The organism is Chryseobacterium sp. CS2K3 (assembly GCF_059515185.1).
The window spans coordinates 163,185-183,125 of record NZ_JCAKRW010000007.1 but is presented as its reverse complement, the minus strand read 5'-3'; the positions used below and the strand labels follow the sequence as shown (position 1 = coordinate 183,125).

Sequence of the window (19,941 nt, the reverse complement as noted above, 5' to 3'; positions counted from 1 at the left end):
GTTAAAATCATTTGAATTAATACTCCCAGTCTGCATCTGTTACTACTTTTCCATTAATTTTTTCATGCAAAGCCTGGAACATCACGAAAAGCACAGGCACTACAAAAATCCCCAGAATGGTTCCGAAAAGCATCCCTGAAATTGCTGCATATCCAATAGAATGGTTACCCATTGCGGATGGACCGACAACAAAAATCAACGGCAACAATCCGGTAATAAATGCCAGAGAGGTCATCAAAATCGGACGTAAACGGGCCTTTGCGCCTTCAACGGCAGAAGCAATGAGGCTTTTTCCTGCTCTACGTCTCTGAATGGCAAATTCCACAATCAGAATACCGTTTTTCGCCAAAAGTCCGATCAACATTACCAAAGCAATCTGCACATAGATATTATTGGATAATTCCGCAAAAGTAATTCCCACAAAAACGCCTGATAACCCTACTGGAATAGCAATTAATACTGCAAAAGGGAGAATATAACTTTCATACTGAGCAGATAACAGGAAGAATACAAACACAATACACAATCCGAAAATCATCACTGATTGTGAGCTTGAACCCGCTTCTTCACGGCTCATTCCTTTATAATCATAAGTATATCCCGGGGGAAGTACCTGGCTGCTCACTTCTTCTACAGCAGCCATTGCCTGACCTGTACTGTAACCCGGTGCAGCCATTACCGTTAAATTTGATGAGTTGAAAAGATTGAAACGGTCTACCACTTCAGCTCCGGTTACCTGTTTTAAGCTTACCAAAGTATTAATAGGAACCATTTGTCCCAAATTATTTTTCACGAAAATACCGTTCAGGGATTCTTTATCCTGTCTTGTTTCCGGAGTAGATTGTACCAGCACTCTGTAATACTTCCCGAATCTGTTGAAATCAGAAGCCTGAATACTTCCGTAATATCCCTGCATTACTCCTAATACATCGGAAACATTCACTCCTAGCTGTGCTGCTTTCACTTCATCTACAAGCACTTCAAACTGCGGATAGGTAACATCAAATGTGGTAAATGCCACCGCAACCTCAGGTCTCTGCATCAAAGCCCCCATCATTCCGTAAGAGATATTTCCAAGATTCTGAAGTTCTCCGTTGGTACGGTCCTGAAGTACCAGCTCCATTCCACTTGTATTTCCGAAACCATCAACGGTTGGTGTATTAATTACCAGGAAGTTTGCTCTTTTATCCTTCGAAAGCATTCCTTGAGTCTGCCCGATGATATCATTAATATTGTTAACAGCACCTCTTTCTCCTGAATTTTTTAATTTAACGAAAATAGAAGCCGCAGATGATGACATGGAGCCACTGAAAAGATTCAGCCCATCTACTGAAATCACTTTATCCACTGCCGGATTTTTCATTAAAAGATCTTCTGTATCAGAAACTACTTTGGATGTTCTGTCTTTAGAGGCACCCGGAGCCAGATTGGCAGTTACAATAATAAAACTCTGATCTTCGTCAGGAATAAATCCTTTTGGCGTAGTCATAGACATCCAGGCAAACAATCCTCCAAAAGCAACGATTATTGCCAATGCGATCCATTTTTTCTTCAGAAGGAACAATACTGCTTTTCCATAACGGAATGTAAGTTTATTGAAACTGGCATTGAATCCCGCAAAGAAACGGTCTTTAAAGTTCATCTTTTCATGAGCACCACCGTGATGTTGTTTTAAGAACAAAGCACATAAAGCCGGGCTTAATGTCAATGCATTAATTGCAGAAATCACAATCGCAATTGCCAATGTTAACGCAAACTGCTGATAGAACAGTCCTGTAGAACCACTCATGAAAGCCACCGGTACAAATACCGCAGACATGATTAAAGTAATGGAAACAATTGCTCCCGTTATTTCACTCATTGCCGACATGGTTGCTGCTCTTGGATTCAATTTCTTATGTTCCATTTTGGCGTGAACTGCTTCTACTACAACAATGGCATCATCCACCACAATACCAATAGCAAGTACGAGGGCAAATAGTGTAAGAATATTAATAGAGAATCCAAAAATCCTCATAAAGAAGAACGTCCCCACGATAGACACCGGAACTGCAATTGCCGGAATCAATGTAGACCTGAAATCCTGCAAGAAAATATACACTACGATGAATACAAGAATAAATGCTTCAATCAGCGTATGAATTACCTGTTCAATAGACTGGTCCAATGCTTCTTTTGTTGCATAAGGAATTTCATAATCCATTCCCGCGGGAAAAGATTTTTCCAGTTCTTTCATTCTTTCCTGAAGAGCGATCTGTACTTCATTCGCATTTGATCCAGCCATCTGGAAAATTGCCATTGTTACAGAAGCTTTCTTATTGAAATTGGAGGAAACGGTATAACTGTAAGCTCCAAATTCTACTTTTGCTACATCTTTCAGTTTTAAAACAGAACCGTCGTTCAATGCTTTAATGGTAATGTTTTCATATTGCTCAGGCTCTGTGAATTTTCCTTTATAGCGAAGAACATATTCCATCACCTCTTTACTTCTTTCTCCCAGTCTTCCCGGCGCCGCTTCAAGATTCTGGCTCTGAATTGCTCTTGAAACATCTGATGGTGTTAGATTATAAGAGGTCAGCTTATTCGGATCAAGCCAGATACGCATTGAGTAATCTTTGTTTCCGTAAACCATGGCATCTCCTACTCCTTTTACCCTTTTTAGCTCAGGAACAATATTGATTTTCGCATAGTTTTCAAGGAAAAGATCATTCATAGAACCATCTTTACTCGTCAGAGAAACCATCGCGATCATACTGTTCTGCCTCTTTACCGTAGTAATTCCGGCTTGAATTACCTCAGCAGGAAGCTGGTTCGTTACCTGTGCTACCCTGTTCTGAACGTTGATTGCTGCCTGATCGGGATCTGTTCCCAGTTTGAAGATAACAGTAATGCTCAAAGTACCGTCATTACTTGCTGTGGAAGTAATATAGTCCATATTTTCCACCCCGTTGATGGCGTTTTCCAACGGCGGTGCTACAGATCTTGCAATCGTTTCAGCATTGGCTCCCGGATAAGCAGCTGTTACCATAACGGTAGGTGGCGCAATGTCCGGAAATTTTGTAATCGGAAGGCTGACCATCCCGACGATCCCGAGAATCACCAGCAATACAGAGATAACCGTTGCCAGTACGGGTCTTTTTATAATTTTCTTTAACATGATTTCTTCTTACGATTTTTTCTGTTGAGCATTTTTCTTTTGTGCCACTACAGGTGTTCCCGGCTGTAATCTGTCGAAACCGGAAACGATATACTGATCACCAGCCTTTAACCCTTTGGATACGATGAAATTATCACCTGCTTTTCCATTGACTTCAACCGGCAGCATTTCTGCTTTTCCATTTTTGATGGTAAATACGAAAACTTTATCCTGAATAGTTCTGGTAGATGCGATAGGAAGCAAAACCACATTGCTGTAAAACTGGTTTAATAAGATTTTCCCCGTGTTTCCGCTTCTTAGAGTATTATTTGGGTTGTTGAATCTTGCCCTTAACGTGATGGAACCTGTAGTTTTATTAAACTGTCCTTCCACAGCATCAATTCTACCTGCCTCAGCATATTTTTCGCCTCCCGAAAGCAATAGAGATACTGCAGGAGTATTTTTAATGACTTCATCTATGCTGCTTCCTGTATATTGTTTCTGAAAATTATTAAAATCATTTTCACTTAAACTGAAATAGGTAAACACCTGATGAATATCTGATAACAAGGTAATCGGCTCCTGATTGCCGGGCGTCATTAAGCTTCCCAAACGGTAATTGAATCTTCCGATAAATCCACTCACCGGGGCTTTAATTGTAGAGAAATTAAGATTGATCTTTGCTGATTCAATAGATGACGTTGATTGGCTTACTGCTCCTCTTGCCGCATTATAAGCCGCTTCTGCTTCTTTCACCTGAATTTCGGAAACCATTTTATTTCTAAAAAGCTCTTTTTTTCTGTCCAGATCAATTCTTGAAGTTGAAAGATTAGCTTGTGCCGTAATCAAAGCTGCCTGTGCGCTTTTTAACTGTTCAGCGAATATTCTGTCTTCAATTTTAAATAAAGGCTGTCCTGCTCTCACATAATCTCCTTCATCTACAAAAATTTTGCTTAAATATCCGGTTACCTGCGGTCTTATTTCTACATTAGAAACACCTTCAATGGATGCTGCATATTCTCTGGAAACAGAAGCGTCTCCCTGCTTTACTATTTCTACAGGAAGTTCTGGTGCCTGCTGCTGATAAGATTGGTTTTGGTTGTTTTTCCTACATCCCGCCAAGACGATGAGCGAGAGGAAAAGTATGGTTGATTTCTGAATAAAAAATCTTTGCATAACAATAGTCCTTTTAAATTTTCCGCACAAAATTCGAACGAAAAAAATTCAATCGGATTATTCAAAAAACTCCTTGTTTTGTCAAAAAGACTCCTTATTTTTAAAAACATGAGAAATATCATTCATAGATAATTTAAATGACATATTTCTATATTTTAAATCAAAATATTGTGTTAATTTTATCAAAAAGGCACCTAAAACATAATCACCTCATTTTCAATACAAATCATCTTTCCTGTATTCTAAAGGTGACCTTCCTGTATGTTTTTTAAAAAATTTGCTGAACGATGCCTGATCTGAAAATTTAAGCTGTGACGCTACTTCACTGACATTAAGATTGGGATTCTTAAGCAATAGCCTTGCTTCCACTGCCAATACCTGATGAATAATATCCCGAGGAGATTTACACATCGTTTTATTAATGACCTTCGTAAGATATTTACGACTGATAAATAGCTTATCTGCATAAAATTGAACATTATGCTCTTCTTTGAAATGTTGCTGTACTAAGGTGAAGAAGCTGGTTGTAAGTTCATCCTCCCGATGGGTGACAACAAGAGGTTTTTCAATTTTCTTAAAGTAATTGTCTATTTCATAAATCACCAGCGAGAAGTGATGCCAGATCATTTCATTAAAGTAATAATTGTCTTTTTCCTTATTATTCAGATGTTTCAATTCTGCAAGATGAAAATTAAGCTTCCTGAATAAATCAGGTTCGTTCCTGATAATGTGGGTAGGATCTGATGAAAGACTTTTAAGAACATTGTTTGACTTATAATTGAAACCTGCCTGAGAAATAAAATCTACAGAAAAGAAAATATAGGTTGCCCGATAATTTTCTGCAATATCTTCTAACCAAAAGGTTTCTAACATGGGACAAAAAATAGCATCCCCTTTAGATACTTCATAGCTGTTATCATCCAACCTAAATCCTACACTTCCTTCCTGCACAAGAAAAATACAGAAATAGTCTGAACGGTAAGGGATATTCGGTTTTATAATATAATTCGCCTTATCAATTTCCATGACGACAAACTCTTTAATCCTTACCTCAAATTCTACCTGTTGTAAAACTTCATCAAAAGCTAATTTTGATACGAAATCGGAGTCTGAAACAAGTTCTTTTGTGAGTTTTTTAGCCATGGAAAACGGATTATGGTATACGAAGGTAATGAAAAAGGCGAAATTAATAAAAAGTATACTTAGGCTTTTGGGGCTTTCCTTTTCTATATTTCAACAATTAATTCCTTCTGGTATCCATTGTATTTTTCATCAATATATCCATGAGGGTTGCAGATCACCTCAGTTTTTCCAATATTATATTGGCATGGCGTATGGATATGACCATGAATCCAATATAAAGGCTGATGTTCAAGAATCATATCTTCCAGATTGGAAGCATAAGCTGAGGTCAATGGATCTTCCTTATAATGTTCCGGTACAGATTGAATACTTGGAGCATGATGAGTAACTACAATATTTTTAAGACCTTTTGATTCCTGAAGACTTTCCTTCAACCATAATTTGGAAAACTGATGAATCTTAAAAGTATCTATGGTTCTCATTTTCGAGTACGATGGATCTCGTCTGATCTTTTTGTAATCATTCATCTTGGGCTGACAAATTATTCCATATTTCACGGGGTTTCCAAAAATTGAAAAATCAGTCCATAAAGTAGTTCCATGAAAACGAACACCTTCAATATCAACAAAAGAGTTCTCGAGTACAAAAACATTGGAACCTTCGGCAGCATTTTTAATTTTCTCCAATGTTTTCGGGTATGAACCTTTATAATATTCATGATTCCCTAAAACATAGATAATCGGCTTATTGGGAATTGTCTTTTTCATCCATTCAACTCCTTTTCTTCCCAAATTAACGTCGCCAGCCAAGACTAGAACATCTGCATTATCAAAACATAATTCAGTTTTTCCAAATTCCTGATGAAGATCGCTAATGATTTGTATTCTCATACTACAAAAGTAATAAAGACAGACGAAATCCCTAAGACAAAAAAAGAACCGATGCCCAATGCACCGATTCCTTTATCATATAGTTTGTGTAATTTTAAGGTCGCTTATTATGAAACAGCTACTTCTGCCTGCTTCACTTTTAAGCTTTTCAATATAAAATAGAATAACATTCCGAGTGCCAGAAGAGCGTAACCAATTAAAATGATCAGATTAAGGCTTCCTACCGCAAATTCTGAAGGAAAAACCTGACTCATTAGCGTCATAAAGGATAATCCAATCCCGGCTCCCAAAAAGTAACTTGTAGAACTCAAACTTGATGCCAATCCATAATTTGAAGGCTCTACATCCTGAATTCCAAGAACTGACAATGCTGTAAAACAGAATGTCATTCCCACTCCTGAGATACATGCAGCTCCCAACAGAACTATAGTTAACGGATGCCCTGTAAACACTGAAATCAACAACAATAACCCTCCAGCAAGCATAAATAACCAGCCCAGCATCCCCATTTGCGATGAACTCAATCGTTTTGAAACATGAGGTAAAATAAATTTGGCCGTTAAAGCTGACAGAACACTGAATGGAACAAGCATTAATCCCGCCGAAGCAGCGCTATATCCCATATCTTTCTGAAGCATAAGCGAAATAAGAAATAAGAATCCTATAAAAAATGCTCCCAGTGTAAAGAAAGCAGCATTAGAAACCACTAACGAACCATGTTTAAATAATTTCAAATCAAATAATGGCTCCGCAACAGATCTTAAACGATAGAATACCATTATTAAAAGTACTATTGCTGCAACTAATGAACCTATTACCAGGAAAGGCTGTTCTTTGATATGAACCAACTCATGCGTTCCGTACGTTAAACTTAAAAGTCCAATTATCATTAATATTCCGGAAACCACATCTGTTTTCCCTTTATTTTCATTTTTCTCGTCTGCAGGCAAGTAATAATAGGACAAGATTAATGTAATTAAAAGAATAGGAACATTAATAAGGAAGACCCAGTGCCAGCTTAAATAGGTACTAATGATTCCCCCTACTGAAAGACCGCTCCCCGAACCTATTGCGGCAAAGGAACTGAAAACTCCTATGGCACGGTTTCTTTCCTGCTCACCTCTGAAGGTATTGGTAACAATAGATAGCGTAGATGGCATCACAAATGCTGCCCCCAATCCCTGTAAAGCTCTAAATAGCGCTAACATTTCAAAACTTTGAGATAATCCTGCTCCCAATGATGTCAGCATAAAAATAAGCGCTCCCCATAAGAACATTTTTTTTCTACCTACCTGATCAGAAAGTTTCCCTCCAATAATCAGAAAGCCTCCAAAAAATAATACATATAACGTTTGCAGCCACTGAACCGTTCCTGCCCCTATGTGAAACTGCTCCTGAATAGAAGGAATTGTTAAATTAATAATGGCAATATCCAAAGCCTCCACAAAAGTTCCTACCGATGCTAAAATTAATATTATATTCTTCCTTGTATCCATATGTTCAAATTTCCTGCAAAATTAAAATTAACAGAACGTATGTAAAAATTTTATACTAAATTTGGAACAATACAACCAAAAATAAAATCAATAAAGAACAAAACTACTGTTTAAATACAATAATACTCATAAAACAGAACAAATGTCAACAGAAAATTACACTCCGGACGAAAAGGACCTTTCTATTTTAAGGCTTCTTCAAAGAGATGCTAAAATGAGCGTACGGGATATTTCCGCAAGAATCAACCTAAGTCCTACCCCTACTCATGAGCGCATCAAGCGTATGGAAAAATTAGGAATTATTAAAGAATATACAGCTGTATTGGACCGCAAAAAAGTAAATAAAGGAATGATGGTCATCTGTATGATTGCTTTGAATGTCCACAATAAAAAAACTGCCGGAAAATTTATCGAAGAGGTAAGCAAGCTAAAAGAAGTAGTTGAGTTTTATAACATCAGTGGTGATTTTGATTTCATGCTGAAAATTCTGGCTCCCAATATGGATGAGTTTCATGAGTTTTTTATCAACAAATTATCGGAAATTGAAGGAATTGGGCAGACCAAAAGTATTTTTGTAATGAGTAGTATTAAAGAAAGTGCTCAGATTATATAATTAAAAATTGAAGCAATAAGATTAAAATTGTTTTAAAGATTTCAAATTACGAAAACACAGTATTTGTACCTCAAGTAGAGGTTAAATCGTTGTTTAATTTAAAATTTTATCGGAAGAATATATCTATGATTTTTTGTTTCTATTACTGAGAAAATCAACTCATTAAATTTAATTTCTAACTCTTTTTCCGCCACGCTTTTTCTTTGTTTGTTCACTAAAGCATCTAAACCGAAATCAATTTCTACTTTTTTCATTGATTTTAGCATAAATCTCTTAAAATGGTTGTGATATTTAAGAAAACCACTGATTATAGGGAGTAATTTTTAAGTTTTAAAAGCTTTAATTTGAAAAACAAAGATCAATAAAAAACATGTCATGGAGAAGATAATAAACAAACTAATCCAAATTAACAGTTTTGAAAAAGAAAAAGGACTTAGTTTAGAGAATATTAGCTTGTTAAATGAGAGTTTAAAAAACGATATTCCTGGCTTTTTTATATCATATCTCAACATTTTTGGATTTAATGATAATTTATTTAGTGCAGTTTTTAATGAGGAAGATGATTTTCTGGAGCAAAATGAGATGATTCAGGAATTAGGATATACTGGTTATATTGCTATAGGCGATGCATACAATGAAAATCTTATTGTTGCACACAATGAAAATCAGAAGCTGTTTTTAATAGAAGATGATCATTTGATTGATCTGGAAATAACCTTTTCTCAGATGTTGATTCAAGCTGTAGAAGCTTTAGATTCTAAAAAGTTTGAAACCATACAGCAAGTTAATTCCGTTTATGAAAGTCTTCAAGATCATAAAACTACTTTGAAAAATTCTTTTAAAAAAAGTTTTAGTCAATTGAATGCAACAGTCGTTAGCAGTCAGGATAAGTTATATGGTGTAATTATTACAAAAAACAGAAAACTTAATTTGTACAGTTTAGATGCTGGAAGTCTTGCTGCTTTTAGATTAGAAATTAACAAGCAAACGATAGATTATAATAAATTGTGGAACCCTGAAAAAATGAGCTATCATCAAACTATTTCTATTGATGAAGTTTTGATAGATATTAAAACTGAAATTGATTTTAAGGCACTGGATTTAGTATTTTTGGATGCTTTACGTGATTTAAAAGAAGAAGGGTATTTTGAAGATCAAATAAATCATTTTTCAATTTCAATTCAATCAAATAATGTACACTTATTTCCTGAAGATTCTTATAATGAGTCTTTAATGAAGGAAAATAATTTGGAAACAAAAATCAGAAGATTTTGGGAATCACCCTATGACCGTACTCGGTTATTAATGGAAATATGATAGCTTATTGGATCTTAAGAGGTTTAAAGTAAGGGAGCAAAAAAAAAATCAAAAGAGGTGTATTACAACTAAACAATGTAGGTAGAGAATCGCTTAAACGAAAGCCCTTCTCATATTAGGGATACAGGAAAATTCATATTTGTACATGGCTTTATTTATAACTCTGAATAACGTTTATCAATTATATAATATTGATCTTTCAAAAAAGACAGACGGAATAGTTATATTCCATCAATTGAACGACTCCAATAATGACTATACTGAGCATAGCCGCTTATTTGACGGATTATTACTTGGCTTTATGATTAATGGATCTATGAAAATGCAGATTCACTTCCTAGATTATGAAATAAATGCAGGTGATATAGCGGTTTTACCACCACAGTTATTAATTGATACAAAATACTTGAGTGATGACGCAGAAATAGTAACAATAGGCATCTCTTTAGACTTTATGTCAGCATTTCCAATACTGCGTGAATTTGTAATGAATGATCAGATACGATGGCAGCCCATAATTAGGCTTCGAGAGGATGAAATAATGCTACAAAATGAACTGATAGCTTTGATAAAAAATTTTTACAACAAAAAGCCAAGTCCAAATAAAGCTGAAATTCTTCGACATCTTGTCATGGTAATGATCAATATGATCTCCGAAGTATATACTGAAATGCCTGATTGTAAAAGTTCTTCAAAAAGTAGAACACACGAAATTATAGATGACTTTTATCAATTAATTTCAAAATATACCAAAGAACAAAGAAATGTTAATTTTTATGCCGAGAAACTTCATTTAACCCCTCAATATCTTTCCTCTTTTCTGAAAAAAAAAACGGGTAGATCTGTATCGCAATGGATTGATCATATGTTGATATTGGAAGCTAAAACACTCCTTAAATCAACCAATTTATCAATCAAGGAAATCAGCAATGAATTAAACTTTGGGGAGACAAGCGTCTTCTGTAGATATTTTAAAAGAATAACCGGAGTATCTCCAAAATCATATAGGAATCAAAAAATAATAAACCGGCTTCCATAGGTAATTCACAGACTACTTTACAAATTGTACGTAAAACCCATTAACATGTCAATGCCTGCTTTTTGGACTCTGTATATTTTTATGACATGAAAAAAACAGATAAAAAAGCAGCAGTTGGGTTTATATTTATCACTTTACTGATTGATATTACAGGTTGGGGAATTATACTTCCTGTTGTCCCTAAACTTATTGGAGAGCTTATTCATAGTGACATTACTGAGGCGGCAACATATGGCGGCTGGTTGGGTTTTGCTTATGCTTTCACGCAGTTCATATTTTCCCCAATACTCGGAAACCTTAGTGACAAATACGGAAGACGTCCTATTATATTAATTTCTCTCCTGGGATTTGCATTAGACTATCTGCTCCTTGCAATATCCCCTACTATTGGCTGGTTGTTTGCCGGACGAATTATCGCGGGGATCACAGGAGCCAGTATCTCAACCGCAAGTGCTTATATTGCCGATGTATCTACCGATAAAACCCGGACTAAGAATTTTGGGTTAATCGGTGCTGCATTTGGTTTGGGATTCATCTTAGGACCAGTAATCGGAGGATTATTAGGACACTATGGTGCTAGAATTCCTTTTTATGTTGCATCAGTTCTGTGTTTATTGAACTTTCTCTATGGTTATTTTATTCTTCCTGAAAGTCTGGATAAAAACAAAAGGCGACCCTTTGATTGGAAACGTGCAAATCCCATTGGATCTCTGAAGTTTTTAGCAAAGCATCCAAAAATTTCAGGTTTAGTGATTGCTTTAATTTTAGTCTATATTGGGCTTCAAGCTGTACAAAGTAACTGGCATTTCTTTACTATGTATAAATTTAATTGGACAGAAAGAACCGTAGGCTTGTCATTAGGAGTACTAGGACTTTTGCTTGGATTGGTTCAAGGGGTCTTAATAAGATGGACAGCCCCTAAATTAGGTGAGCAAAAAAGCATATACGCCGGCTTGATTTTTTATGCGATAGGTTTATTACTATTTTCTTTTGCAAATGAAGGTTGGATGATGCTATTATTTCTTATTCCTTATTCACTGGGTGGCATCTGTGGACCTTCACTTCAGTCGATGATCAGCAAAAGTATTTCTTCAAATCAGCAGGGTGAGCTTCAGGGAGCATTAACAAGTCTAGTAAGTGCCACTTCAATTATCGGACCGCCTATTATGACTAATCTTTTTTACTATTTTACGCATGACAATGCACCGTTTAAATTTTCAGGCGCTCCGTTCTTTTTGGCTTCTATTTTAATGATTTTAAGTACAGTTATCATATATTATACAGCAAAAAAAACAAATCTTCAAATACAATATAAACAGGAAGGTAAAACAAAAGATTAGAGAATATTTTAAATATTGCCGGCAGGATTTAAACTAGAATACTCTTTCTTAAATTGTGAAGGTGTTACATTTTTGTATTTTTTGAAGAAGCGATTGATGTGACTTTCATCGGTAAATCCTAACTCAAATGCTATCTCTCCGATTCTCAGATTAGTGTAAAGAAGTTTATTTTCAATTAAATTGAGCCTATAATAGGCAATATAATTCTGTAGTGTCTGTTTAGTATGTTTTTTAAAATAGCGGCTAACATAAGTAGTGGACAAACCAAATGTCTCTCCTATTTTTTCTATTTTAATCTTTTTAGGATCATAAATATTGGTATGAATATATTGTAGAATATTTAATATTTTGTCTTCAGAAGTTTCACATAATTCCTCTGGCATTTCTAAAGCGATATTCCTAGCCACCAATAGAATTAACGAATTCATAAGTTGCTCAATAAGACTTTTACTATATAAACTTTTATTAATGCACTCGCGAACAATTCCATCTACTAAAGATTTCACCAAATATTTATCTGAACGATTGTACAAAACACATCCTTTTGTAGTGGTAGCTGCTTGTAATAAATGTTCCAATTTTAAACTATTTTCCATCGCTAGTGCATTGTTTTCTATATAATTTTTGTGAAATGCAATACGTAAGAACTCCGTGGTATCCTCTACTTTAAAACTACAAACATCATTTGGAGTCAGAAGTAACAAATCAGCACCAGTGTAAGGCACAAGATGCCCATTTATTTTTTGCTGTCCGTTACCTGAAATAATATAAACAATTTCGAAATAATGCTGAACCTGCCCTTCCAATGGACATTCATTTACTTTTTCATAGTTAATTTCATAAGGGCTATACATATAATCGTGTTTTATTTATATAAAAAGCGTAAAAATACAAATTAGCAAGGTAAAATCTGTATTAATAAATCCTTTTTCAATTATTTTCGTACTCTTAAGCAGTCGAATAAGTCCATAAAATTTAACATCATATCAATAAAAAGGCAATTATTGAGCAAAAAATATGGTTTAAAATTCGATTTGATAAAATTTAAAACTATAACAATTTTATCCTGAATATACTAAAAAAGAGCATAATATTACAAATTATTAGACATGCCTTTACTGTACTTTTGCTGTACAAATTTATTTCAATGAAAAAAATGCATATAATTTGGGCACACCCAAGAAAAGACTCATTGACAGCTAGAATCGTAGAAGCTGTAAAAAAAGAAGCTCATAAAAATTTTGTTGTAACCGAATGGGAAGCATACTCTTCAGGTTTTAATCCAGTATTACAAACCGATGATGAGCCTGACTGGTATGATACAAATAAGCAATATAATGCTGAATCCGAAGCATTGGCAAGAGAACTTTTAGATAAAGATTACCTCATTTTTATATTTCCAATATGGTGGTATTCTTTACCGGCAATACTTAAGGGTTATATTGACAGAGTTTGGAATTACGGTGTATTTTATGGTGATCGAAATATCCATCGGCTACCGGTAAAAGCCATTCGTTGGATAGGATTAGTAGGTAGCAAAGAGGTCAGCATTCAAAAACGTGATTATGATAAATACATGGATTATTATTTTAATGTCGGCTTAGCCGAGTATTGCGGCGTTGAAGATTCAAAAGTAAAACTAATCTATGATACCATTGGGCGTCATCAAATCAATAAAGAAGAGCATTATAATGACTTAATAAAGCAAGCGGTTAACTTTATAAAAATTTTAGACTAATTTAAATGACTTTTATTCAGCATTTTAAAGCAAAAAATCTCATACTCAAAAGACCATTGTAAAAAAATATCAAAAAAAGTTGCCTCAAATCTTGTAAATGACCGAAAGGTCATTTATATTTGTTACGTAAAAAATCTATGTGATGAATAAAGGTGAACGAACAAGGCAGATGATCATTGAAAAATCAGCTCCACTTTTTAATACAAAAGGAATTGCAGCAACAGCAATGAGCGATATCATGGATGTTACAAAGCTTTCCAAAGGCAGCCTGTATGTTCACTTTGAAAATAAAGAAGTATTAGTAGAGGCTGCTGTGGATTATAATATTGAACAATTACAAAAGAAAATAATAGCTTCTATACATAAATTTAAAAATCCAAAAGATAAGTTATTTGCCTATATAGATGCATTTAAGAATCCATTGAATCCTCCGGTAGCTGGAGGTTGCCCCATGTTGAACTTTGGAATGGAAGCAGATGATCAAAATGCTGCAATACTTCAGAAAGTCGCGGATCTCGTGAATAAAAGTCAGCACCTCATCAGTGAAATTATTATAGAAGGCATTGAGAAAGGGATTTTTAAAGCGGATTGGAATCACGAAGAATTTTCTACAATAATGTTTGCCATGCTGGAAGGAGGTATTTTTATCAGCAATACCACTAAGAAAATAGATAAAATGAGCATTATCAATAAAAGTCTGAAAAAAATGATTGAGGCACAATTGCCTTAATTTTTTTTAAAACAAAAATGACCGAAAGGTCATATATAATATTAATATTTTAAAATAGAAATTATGTCAAAAACCATTTTTATTACCGGAGCATCCCGCGGATTTGGGAAGCTTTGGGCAGAAGCATTTTTAAAACGTGGCGATAAAGTCATTGCCACAGCACGTAACAAAGAAACCTTACATGATCTTGTTGAAAAATACGGGGAGAATATATTTCCTCTTCAGCTTGATGTAAATAGTCGTAATGCTTGTTTTGACACTGTGGAAAAAGCACATGCACAGTTTGGAAAGATCGATGTACTGATTAATAACGCCGGGTATGGACTCTTCGGTGCTATTGAAGAAACTTCCGAAAAAGAAGCACGTGACCAAATGGAGACTAACTTTTTTGGAACGCTATGGATGACCCAGGCAGTACTTCCTGTTATGAGGGCTCAGCAAAGCGGTCATATTATACAGGTTTCCAGCTTTCTGGGATTGGTTACCTTACCCATATTAGGGTTATACAATGCTTCAAAATTTGCAGTAGAAGGATTTAGCGAAACACTGGCAAGTGAAGTTAAACATCTGGGTATTAATATTTCATTGGTTGAACCCAATGGATATGCCACGGATTGGTCAGGAGCATCAGCTTTTCAAACCGAGCCGATGGAAATATATGAGCCGGTGAAAGAGGCTTTTCTGAAAAGTGCAACACCTGATATTTACGGAAATCCTGAAGCCACAGTGACAGCAATAGAAAAGCTGGTTGATTCGCCCAACCCTCCATTACGATTATTACTTGGAAAGATTGCTTATCCGGCAGTCAAAGATACGTATGAAAAGCGTTTGGCGAGTTTTGAAGAATGGAAAGATGTTTCTGAGAAGGCTCATGGATAATGTTCAGCTCTAAGTATTGAAACACAGAAACTGAAACTTTGTAGTTTAGAAGCTTAAACAATAAGTGAAAAAAACTACAAAGGTTTAGTTCAGTGGATACTGAATATATTTTATCAGCTAGTTTTCTGTTAAAATGAAAGTGGGCAAGTTCTTCATCATCCCTTTATTGTTTCAAAAAACTCTTATAAATCAACACATTATCTAAAAAAGAGATGATTGGGGTGTTTGAAATTTTTTTCCATCAAATTCGTTTTTTAGTAAATATCAAACAATCAATCGTTTTCTTTGCTTATAAATAATTAATACGGTATAAAAGTTGTTTAGAATAAATAAGAAAAATAATGGTATGGATCACATAGAAACTGAATCACTACATCTAGTGAGAGATAAAAATTTCATTGATAAATACTTGAATTTAATGATAAGGAAAGAATTGGAGATAGACATCAATGTGAGCAATGAGTATGTGATTGCTCAAAATATGTATCGGCAAGTAAAAATTAGACTTCATTTTTGTATTGGAAACAAAATCAAACCTCCTGTTTTGTAAATCAATCTGGCGCTGAGCTCTTACATAGTCAGCAAGTGCCATTGTTCCTGAGTATAATTTTCTCTACTCGGTTTTTGGACGTTTGTATATATGTAGTTCTAAATAATGTTTCCTCTTCATTTTACCAGTATCAGGATTATAAATAGTAGAGATATCTAAGTAATTTGACAAAGTATTTACTTTGTTGGATAATAATGGTAAGGCAAGAGCCCAAATAAGTCCTAGACCTACCATTACTTTTCCTTGAAGGGCGTCACCTTTTGTCCAAAGATTCAATTCTTGTATGAAATCCATTCTATAGGCCATATTGTGAACGGATAATAGCCAGATAATCCTCATCGTTCATTTGTTTGCGGGCTGCAATAATCTGCTCGGCATCCGGCCCGGCTATGTAACGCAATTGGCTGGTACCGTCTGTAGCTGCTTTATAAATGGTTTCGGCAACTAAAACCGGTTCACTTCCTTTTGCACCAGCTTCAAAAGCTTGTAAAACTTTATTTGTAAACTCTTTGTATTCGGTTATTGCAGGGTCTATATTTAAATCAAAAGAGCTGGTAGCAAAGTTCGTATTGATAACACCTGGTTCTATCATTTTTACCTGAATTCCAATTTCTGCAAGCTCATACGATAAAGCTTCACTCATTCCTTCAACAGCGAATTTTGAACCATGGTATAATGTTCCCATTGGGAAGGTTATTTTGCCACCCATTGAAGAAATGTTGATAATAATACCATTTCCCTGTTTACGCATAACAGGTATAATGTTTTTAGTTACCAATAACAGTCCAATAACATTGACCTCAAACTGCATCCGGATTTTATTTTCCGGGGTAGATTCCAAAATTCCGTAAGAACCGTATCCTGCATTGTTCAATAGCACATCGATTATTCCAAATTTTGCTATTGCTTGCTCTATTGTACTTTTGATCATATCTTCTTTGGTAACATCAAGTTCTGTAACCAACACATTTCCCAAATCTGTCAGTTCTGCATCACTATCAGAGAATTTGCGGACAGTTGCAACGACGTTCCAACCTTTTTCCTGAAAATATTTGGCAGTCATCCGCCCAATACCACTGCTGCATCCTGTTATTAAAATAGTCTTGTTCATATGTTTTAATTTTTATTGAATTATGTATTAAATGTCGTGTTTAGAAGTCTTTCTTTTTACAACCGTCGTAGATCATTTGTCCGGCCATTTTTGCAAAATTTCCCCAGCTATTATCGATTGCAAACTGAGTTGAATTGGTAAATAAATGTTCCATCATGCTTTTGTTGGTCATCAACATTCCCTGAGCATTAAAATCATCAATTAAAACCGACTTTATCACGTTTTCATAATTATGGGCATTCCCAAAATTTCCTACCCCTGAAATAAAATCTTCCTGATTTTCATTGCAGCCACCCCATGTTAAATAGGCATTCATAAAGATGTTTGGAGGAATCGTGTTGATAGCGATCCCGCCGTAGTTTAGTTCATTGATGGCTTGATGAATTCGTGCTTCGTGTTTTTTCATCGTATCATTATCAACTGCGATCATACACCCAAGCGTTCCCAGAAGCTTTTCATTACAGAATATTGTTGCTTTTGTAAGGTAATCATCCACATTATTTTCAGTATCCAAAGCTATTTCTGAAAAGATCTGACAGAATGCTTCATTTTTAACCGCGAAATCGTCTTCCTGAATACTGGAAATTAAGACTACGTCGGTTGTGGGATACTTACCGTTTTCAACTTTTAAAACTTCAGCAGTGGGCTGATTTTCTAGAAAAGCTTTTTTTGTTTCCTCTACTCCTGGATAATAAGTTCCAACGGCATAAGTATCTTCTGAAATTGCCTTTTTGACAGCATCCAAAAACTGCTGTCTCTGTGGCCACTTTTTTGAAGTAATAATAGTCTGGACTCTACCACAGACAGCTCCACCGTTCATTTTACCCACAGAAACGACTTGCAATGCCTGATGTGCTATTTCCTTATCTGCCCATGGTTTTTCACCGGGAATAATCAATAAGGGATTATTTCCTCCACATTCTGAAATTAATGGTGCTTTGGCATTTTTCTGGATAGTATGGGCAACTCCCGAAGAACCTGTAAAATAAATGGCATGCAATCCCTCAAGACCTGTCATCGCTCTTCCTTCTTCCGGTTCAATGAATACCAAAGCCTTTCGGTCAATGAGAGGCTGAAATATTTTTGCCCAAATTTTATCCGTTTCCACATTGTTTTGATGTGGTTTATGAATTACTGCTTTGTTTTCAAAGAATAATGCTTTTACCATTTCTACTGATGAACTGTAATTTCCAGCCCCTGAAATAGCAATAATTCCCGCTTTCTTATCAAGTGGATTAATCTGTTTTGGTTCTCCTTTTACATACAGGTATCCTTTTTGTTTTCCTGCCACAATTTTATCTTTTGGAAAAATAGGCCAGGTCTGAATAGATGTGTTACCATCTCCTAAATTTTGAATACTAACAGGTTCTAATCTCTCTCCATTCGCCAATTTTTCGTACAGATGTCTACTTGCCATAAGTACACCAGCTACAGGTCCCGCCGTTCCGGCTAACCCAAATGCTTTTGTGTAAATTTCAGTGCCGATATAATTGTTTTTCATTTTTATATCCGCCAAAGCAAGCTGCTCCGAGTATTTCTCTAAATTCTTTTGTATCTCTTCGAGTAGAGTAAGTTTTTCTACTGCTGACGTAATTGCCCATAATTCCGGGTTTAAATAGTCAAATGCTTCTTGTGCTCTCATAACTTTATGCTTTAATTATAAGACAAAGGTATGTTGCCTATTTTGAGGAGATTAACACTTTTCATTGATATTAAAACACTTTTTGCAGATCTGACAGAAATAAAAAAGCGACTCATAAAAATAGATGAATCGCTTTTCTCATTAGGTTTTCAGCCTTAGCTTAATTGAGCCGTTTATAAGCTAATGGAGTGTAGCCCGTTTTTGATTTAAAGAGTCTTGTGAAATAATGAGGATAATTAAATCCTAAGGAATAGGCTATTTCATTAATAGTCTGGCTGGTTCCCAAAAGGTAATTTTTAGCCAGTTCTATTATATAATCATTGATGTGATCTTTGGCCGAACGTCCGGTTTCTTTTTTAAGGAGATCACTGAAATAATGAGAAGAGAGATTCAGTTTTTCGGCAAAGTAATTTATGGAGGGAAGGCTGTTTTTCAGCTGCTCTTCTGTATCGAAATATGATTTTAATTCCTTTTCAAAACGTGAAAAGATATCTTGATTTTGATTCGTTCTGGTAAAGAATTGGCGATCATAAAAACGTAGGCAATAATTTAAAAGCAACTCAATATTAGAAACGATTACCCGTTGGCTATGGCTATCGATTCGCTGAGAAAATTCATTTTTAATATTGGTAACCGTATCGGTTACAAGTACTTCTTCATCTTCGGACAGATGCAGTGCTTCCACAACTTTATAGTCAAAAAATGAATATTCCGATATTATGCTGCCTAAATGAGTACCCCGTATTAAATCAGGATGAAAATAAAGCATCCAGCCTTTTACTTCCCCAGGTTTCATTTCCTTTTCGATTGTATTTACCTGCTTCGGACCCGAAAATGCCATTACCCCTTCTTCGAAGTCAAAATGATTTCTTCCGTATTCAATACCGCAATCTTTATCCTTCAAGGCAATCATGTATAGATCTAGCACCACCTTTGTTCCAACCTGAGATTTGGGGACATTAATCTGATCGGCATCTATCAGCGTAATGAGTGGATGTTTGGGTTTATCAAATCCAAAAACACTACATAACTCACTGACTGAATTTATTGAGATAATTTGATTTTTCATACTGAAAATTTATAGGACAAAATTAAAAATCTTTTCTGTCTGAAAATTACACAAATTGCAGATAAGGTAACAGATATTGCAGATGTAAACCCATGCACTTAAGCTAGATATGAAATAATGTCGTGTGATCGT

The 19,941-nt window shown here is 35.2% G+C and carries 17 protein-coding genes; 7 read left to right on the top strand and 10 right to left on the bottom strand.

The genetic code is table 11. The annotated features are described in order from the left end of the window. Positions 1-16 precede the first annotated feature (16 nt). From AC5YGG_RS13850 to AC5YGG_RS13830, 5 genes are all read right to left on the bottom strand, one after another. A complete protein-coding gene (locus AC5YGG_RS13850; protein ID WP_496145057.1) occupies positions 17-3,157 on the bottom strand; it encodes an efflux RND transporter permease subunit in 3,141 nt (1,046 codons plus the stop codon). Between the two features lie 9 nt (positions 3,158-3,166). Continuing rightward, positions 3,167-4,312: an efflux RND transporter periplasmic adaptor subunit gene (locus tag AC5YGG_RS13845; protein ID WP_496145056.1), complete on the bottom strand. Its 1,146-nt coding sequence runs from the start codon at positions 4,310-4,312 to the stop codon at positions 3,167-3,169. A 216-nt stretch (positions 4,313-4,528) separates the two neighbouring features. Continuing rightward, positions 4,529-5,455, bottom strand: a complete 927-nt coding sequence (locus tag AC5YGG_RS13840; RefSeq protein ID WP_496145055.1) for a helix-turn-helix domain-containing protein — start codon at positions 5,453-5,455, stop codon at positions 4,529-4,531. Positions 5,456-5,538: 83 nt separating this feature from the next. Further along, positions 5,539-6,285, bottom strand: a complete 747-nt coding sequence (locus AC5YGG_RS13835; RefSeq protein ID WP_496145054.1) for a metallophosphoesterase — start codon at positions 6,283-6,285, stop codon at positions 5,539-5,541. 107 nt (positions 6,286-6,392) lie between these two features. Continuing rightward, positions 6,393-7,781, bottom strand: coding sequence for an MFS transporter (locus AC5YGG_RS13830; protein WP_496145053.1), 1,389 nt, complete (start codon positions 7,779-7,781; stop codon positions 6,393-6,395). Positions 7,782-7,923: 142 nt separating this feature from the next. On the opposite strand from AC5YGG_RS13830, the gene AC5YGG_RS13825 reads away from it, so the two are divergent. Then, the gene (locus tag AC5YGG_RS13825; protein ID WP_496145052.1) at positions 7,924-8,394 is read left to right on the top strand and encodes an Lrp/AsnC family transcriptional regulator; all 471 of its coding nucleotides are present in this window, start codon (positions 7,924-7,926) and stop codon (positions 8,392-8,394) included. Between the two features lie 98 nt (positions 8,395-8,492). On the opposite strand, the gene AC5YGG_RS13820 is transcribed toward AC5YGG_RS13825, so the two are convergent. Beyond that, the gene (locus AC5YGG_RS13820; RefSeq protein ID WP_496145051.1) at positions 8,493-8,648 is read right to left on the bottom strand and encodes a hypothetical protein; all 156 of its coding nucleotides are present in this window, start codon (positions 8,646-8,648) and stop codon (positions 8,493-8,495) included. Positions 8,649-8,769: 121 nt separating this feature from the next. On the opposite strand from AC5YGG_RS13820, the gene AC5YGG_RS13815 reads away from it, so the two are divergent. From AC5YGG_RS13815 to AC5YGG_RS13805, 3 genes are all read left to right on the top strand, one after another. After that, positions 8,770-9,711, top strand: a complete 942-nt coding sequence (locus tag AC5YGG_RS13815; protein ID WP_496145050.1) for a hypothetical protein — start codon at positions 8,770-8,772, stop codon at positions 9,709-9,711. 145 nt (positions 9,712-9,856) lie between these two features. Then, complete coding sequence (locus AC5YGG_RS13810; RefSeq protein ID WP_496145049.1) at positions 9,857-10,750, top strand: helix-turn-helix domain-containing protein; 894 nt, start codon at positions 9,857-9,859, stop codon at positions 10,748-10,750. Positions 10,751-10,836: 86 nt separating this feature from the next. Then, positions 10,837-12,090 carry a TCR/Tet family MFS transporter gene (locus AC5YGG_RS13805; RefSeq protein ID WP_496145144.1) on the top strand — a complete coding sequence of 418 codons (1,254 nt, stop codon included), beginning with the start codon at positions 10,837-10,839 and terminating at the stop codon, positions 12,088-12,090. Positions 12,091-12,098: 8 nt separating this feature from the next. Here AC5YGG_RS13805 and AC5YGG_RS13800 read toward each other — a convergent pair whose 3' ends face one another. Beyond that, positions 12,099-12,944: an AraC family transcriptional regulator gene (locus AC5YGG_RS13800; protein WP_496145048.1), complete on the bottom strand. Its 846-nt coding sequence runs from the start codon at positions 12,942-12,944 to the stop codon at positions 12,099-12,101. Between the two features lie 293 nt (positions 12,945-13,237). Between AC5YGG_RS13800 and AC5YGG_RS13795 the strand changes: the two genes are divergently transcribed. From AC5YGG_RS13795 to AC5YGG_RS13785, 3 genes are all read left to right on the top strand, one after another. Next, entirely contained in the window at positions 13,238-13,828 is a 591-nt protein-coding gene (locus AC5YGG_RS13795) for an NAD(P)H oxidoreductase (RefSeq protein WP_496145047.1), read from the top strand. 142 nt (positions 13,829-13,970) lie between these two features. Then, positions 13,971-14,558 carry a TetR/AcrR family transcriptional regulator gene (locus tag AC5YGG_RS13790; protein ID WP_496145046.1) on the top strand — a complete coding sequence of 196 codons (588 nt, stop codon included), beginning with the start codon at positions 13,971-13,973 and terminating at the stop codon, positions 14,556-14,558. 63 nt (positions 14,559-14,621) lie between these two features. Further along, on the top strand, positions 14,622-15,437 hold the full coding sequence (locus AC5YGG_RS13785; protein WP_496145045.1) for an SDR family NAD(P)-dependent oxidoreductase: 816 nt from the start codon (positions 14,622-14,624) through the stop codon (positions 15,435-15,437). 845 nt (positions 15,438-16,282) lie between these two features. Here AC5YGG_RS13785 and AC5YGG_RS13780 read toward each other — a convergent pair. The 3 genes from AC5YGG_RS13780 to AC5YGG_RS13770 all read right to left on the bottom strand — a co-directional run bounded on the left by AC5YGG_RS13780 (position 16,283) and on the right by AC5YGG_RS13770 (position 19,809). Next, a complete protein-coding gene (locus tag AC5YGG_RS13780) occupies positions 16,283-17,098 on the bottom strand; it encodes an SDR family oxidoreductase (RefSeq protein ID WP_496145044.1) in 816 nt (271 codons plus the stop codon). Positions 17,099-17,138: 40 nt separating this feature from the next. Then, positions 17,139-18,740: an aldehyde dehydrogenase family protein gene (locus AC5YGG_RS13775; RefSeq protein ID WP_496145043.1), complete on the bottom strand. Its 1,602-nt coding sequence runs from the start codon at positions 18,738-18,740 to the stop codon at positions 17,139-17,141. 160 nt (positions 18,741-18,900) lie between these two features. Further along, a complete protein-coding gene (locus AC5YGG_RS13770; RefSeq protein WP_496145042.1) occupies positions 18,901-19,809 on the bottom strand; it encodes a helix-turn-helix domain-containing protein in 909 nt (302 codons plus the stop codon). Positions 19,810-19,941: the final 132 nt, after the last annotated feature.

Excerpts from the sequence above, each read along its gene's own strand:
- AC5YGG_RS13805 (WP_496145144.1), top strand. The coding sequence starts at position 10,837 with ATGAAAAAAACAGATAAAAAAGCAGCAGTTGGGTTTATATTTATCACT.
- AC5YGG_RS13840 (WP_496145055.1), bottom strand. The coding sequence starts at position 5,455 with ATGGCTAAAAAACTCACAAAAGAACTTGTTTCAGACTCCGATTTCGTA.
- AC5YGG_RS13850 (WP_496145057.1), bottom strand. The coding sequence starts at position 3,157 with ATGTTAAAGAAAATTATAAAAAGACCCGTACTGGCAACGGTTATCTCT.
- AC5YGG_RS13800 (WP_496145048.1), bottom strand. The coding sequence starts at position 12,944 with ATGTATAGCCCTTATGAAATTAACTATGAAAAAGTAAATGAATGTCCA.
- AC5YGG_RS13790 (WP_496145046.1), top strand. The coding sequence starts at position 13,971 with ATGAATAAAGGTGAACGAACAAGGCAGATGATCATTGAAAAATCAGCT.
- AC5YGG_RS13845 (WP_496145056.1), bottom strand. The coding sequence starts at position 4,312 with ATGCAAAGATTTTTTATTCAGAAATCAACCATACTTTTCCTCTCGCTC.
- AC5YGG_RS13815 (WP_496145050.1), top strand. The coding sequence starts at position 8,770 with ATGGAGAAGATAATAAACAAACTAATCCAAATTAACAGTTTTGAAAAA.
- AC5YGG_RS13795 (WP_496145047.1), top strand. The coding sequence starts at position 13,238 with ATGAAAAAAATGCATATAATTTGGGCACACCCAAGAAAAGACTCATTG.
- AC5YGG_RS13825 (WP_496145052.1), top strand. The coding sequence starts at position 7,924 with ATGTCAACAGAAAATTACACTCCGGACGAAAAGGACCTTTCTATTTTA.
- AC5YGG_RS13770 (WP_496145042.1), bottom strand. The coding sequence starts at position 19,809 with ATGAAAAATCAAATTATCTCAATAAATTCAGTCAGTGAGTTATGTAGT.
- AC5YGG_RS13775 (WP_496145043.1), bottom strand. The coding sequence starts at position 18,740 with ATGAGAGCACAAGAAGCATTTGACTATTTAAACCCGGAATTATGGGCA.
- AC5YGG_RS13810 (WP_496145049.1), top strand. The coding sequence starts at position 9,857 with ATGGCTTTATTTATAACTCTGAATAACGTTTATCAATTATATAATATT.
- AC5YGG_RS13785 (WP_496145045.1), top strand. The coding sequence starts at position 14,622 with ATGTCAAAAACCATTTTTATTACCGGAGCATCCCGCGGATTTGGGAAG.
- AC5YGG_RS13830 (WP_496145053.1), bottom strand. The coding sequence starts at position 7,781 with ATGGATACAAGGAAGAATATAATATTAATTTTAGCATCGGTAGGAACT.
- AC5YGG_RS13835 (WP_496145054.1), bottom strand. The coding sequence starts at position 6,285 with ATGAGAATACAAATCATTAGCGATCTTCATCAGGAATTTGGAAAAACT.
- AC5YGG_RS13780 (WP_496145044.1), bottom strand. The coding sequence starts at position 17,098 with ATGAACAAGACTATTTTAATAACAGGATGCAGCAGTGGTATTGGGCGG.
- AC5YGG_RS13820 (WP_496145051.1), bottom strand. The coding sequence starts at position 8,648 with ATGAAAAAAGTAGAAATTGATTTCGGTTTAGATGCTTTAGTGAACAAA.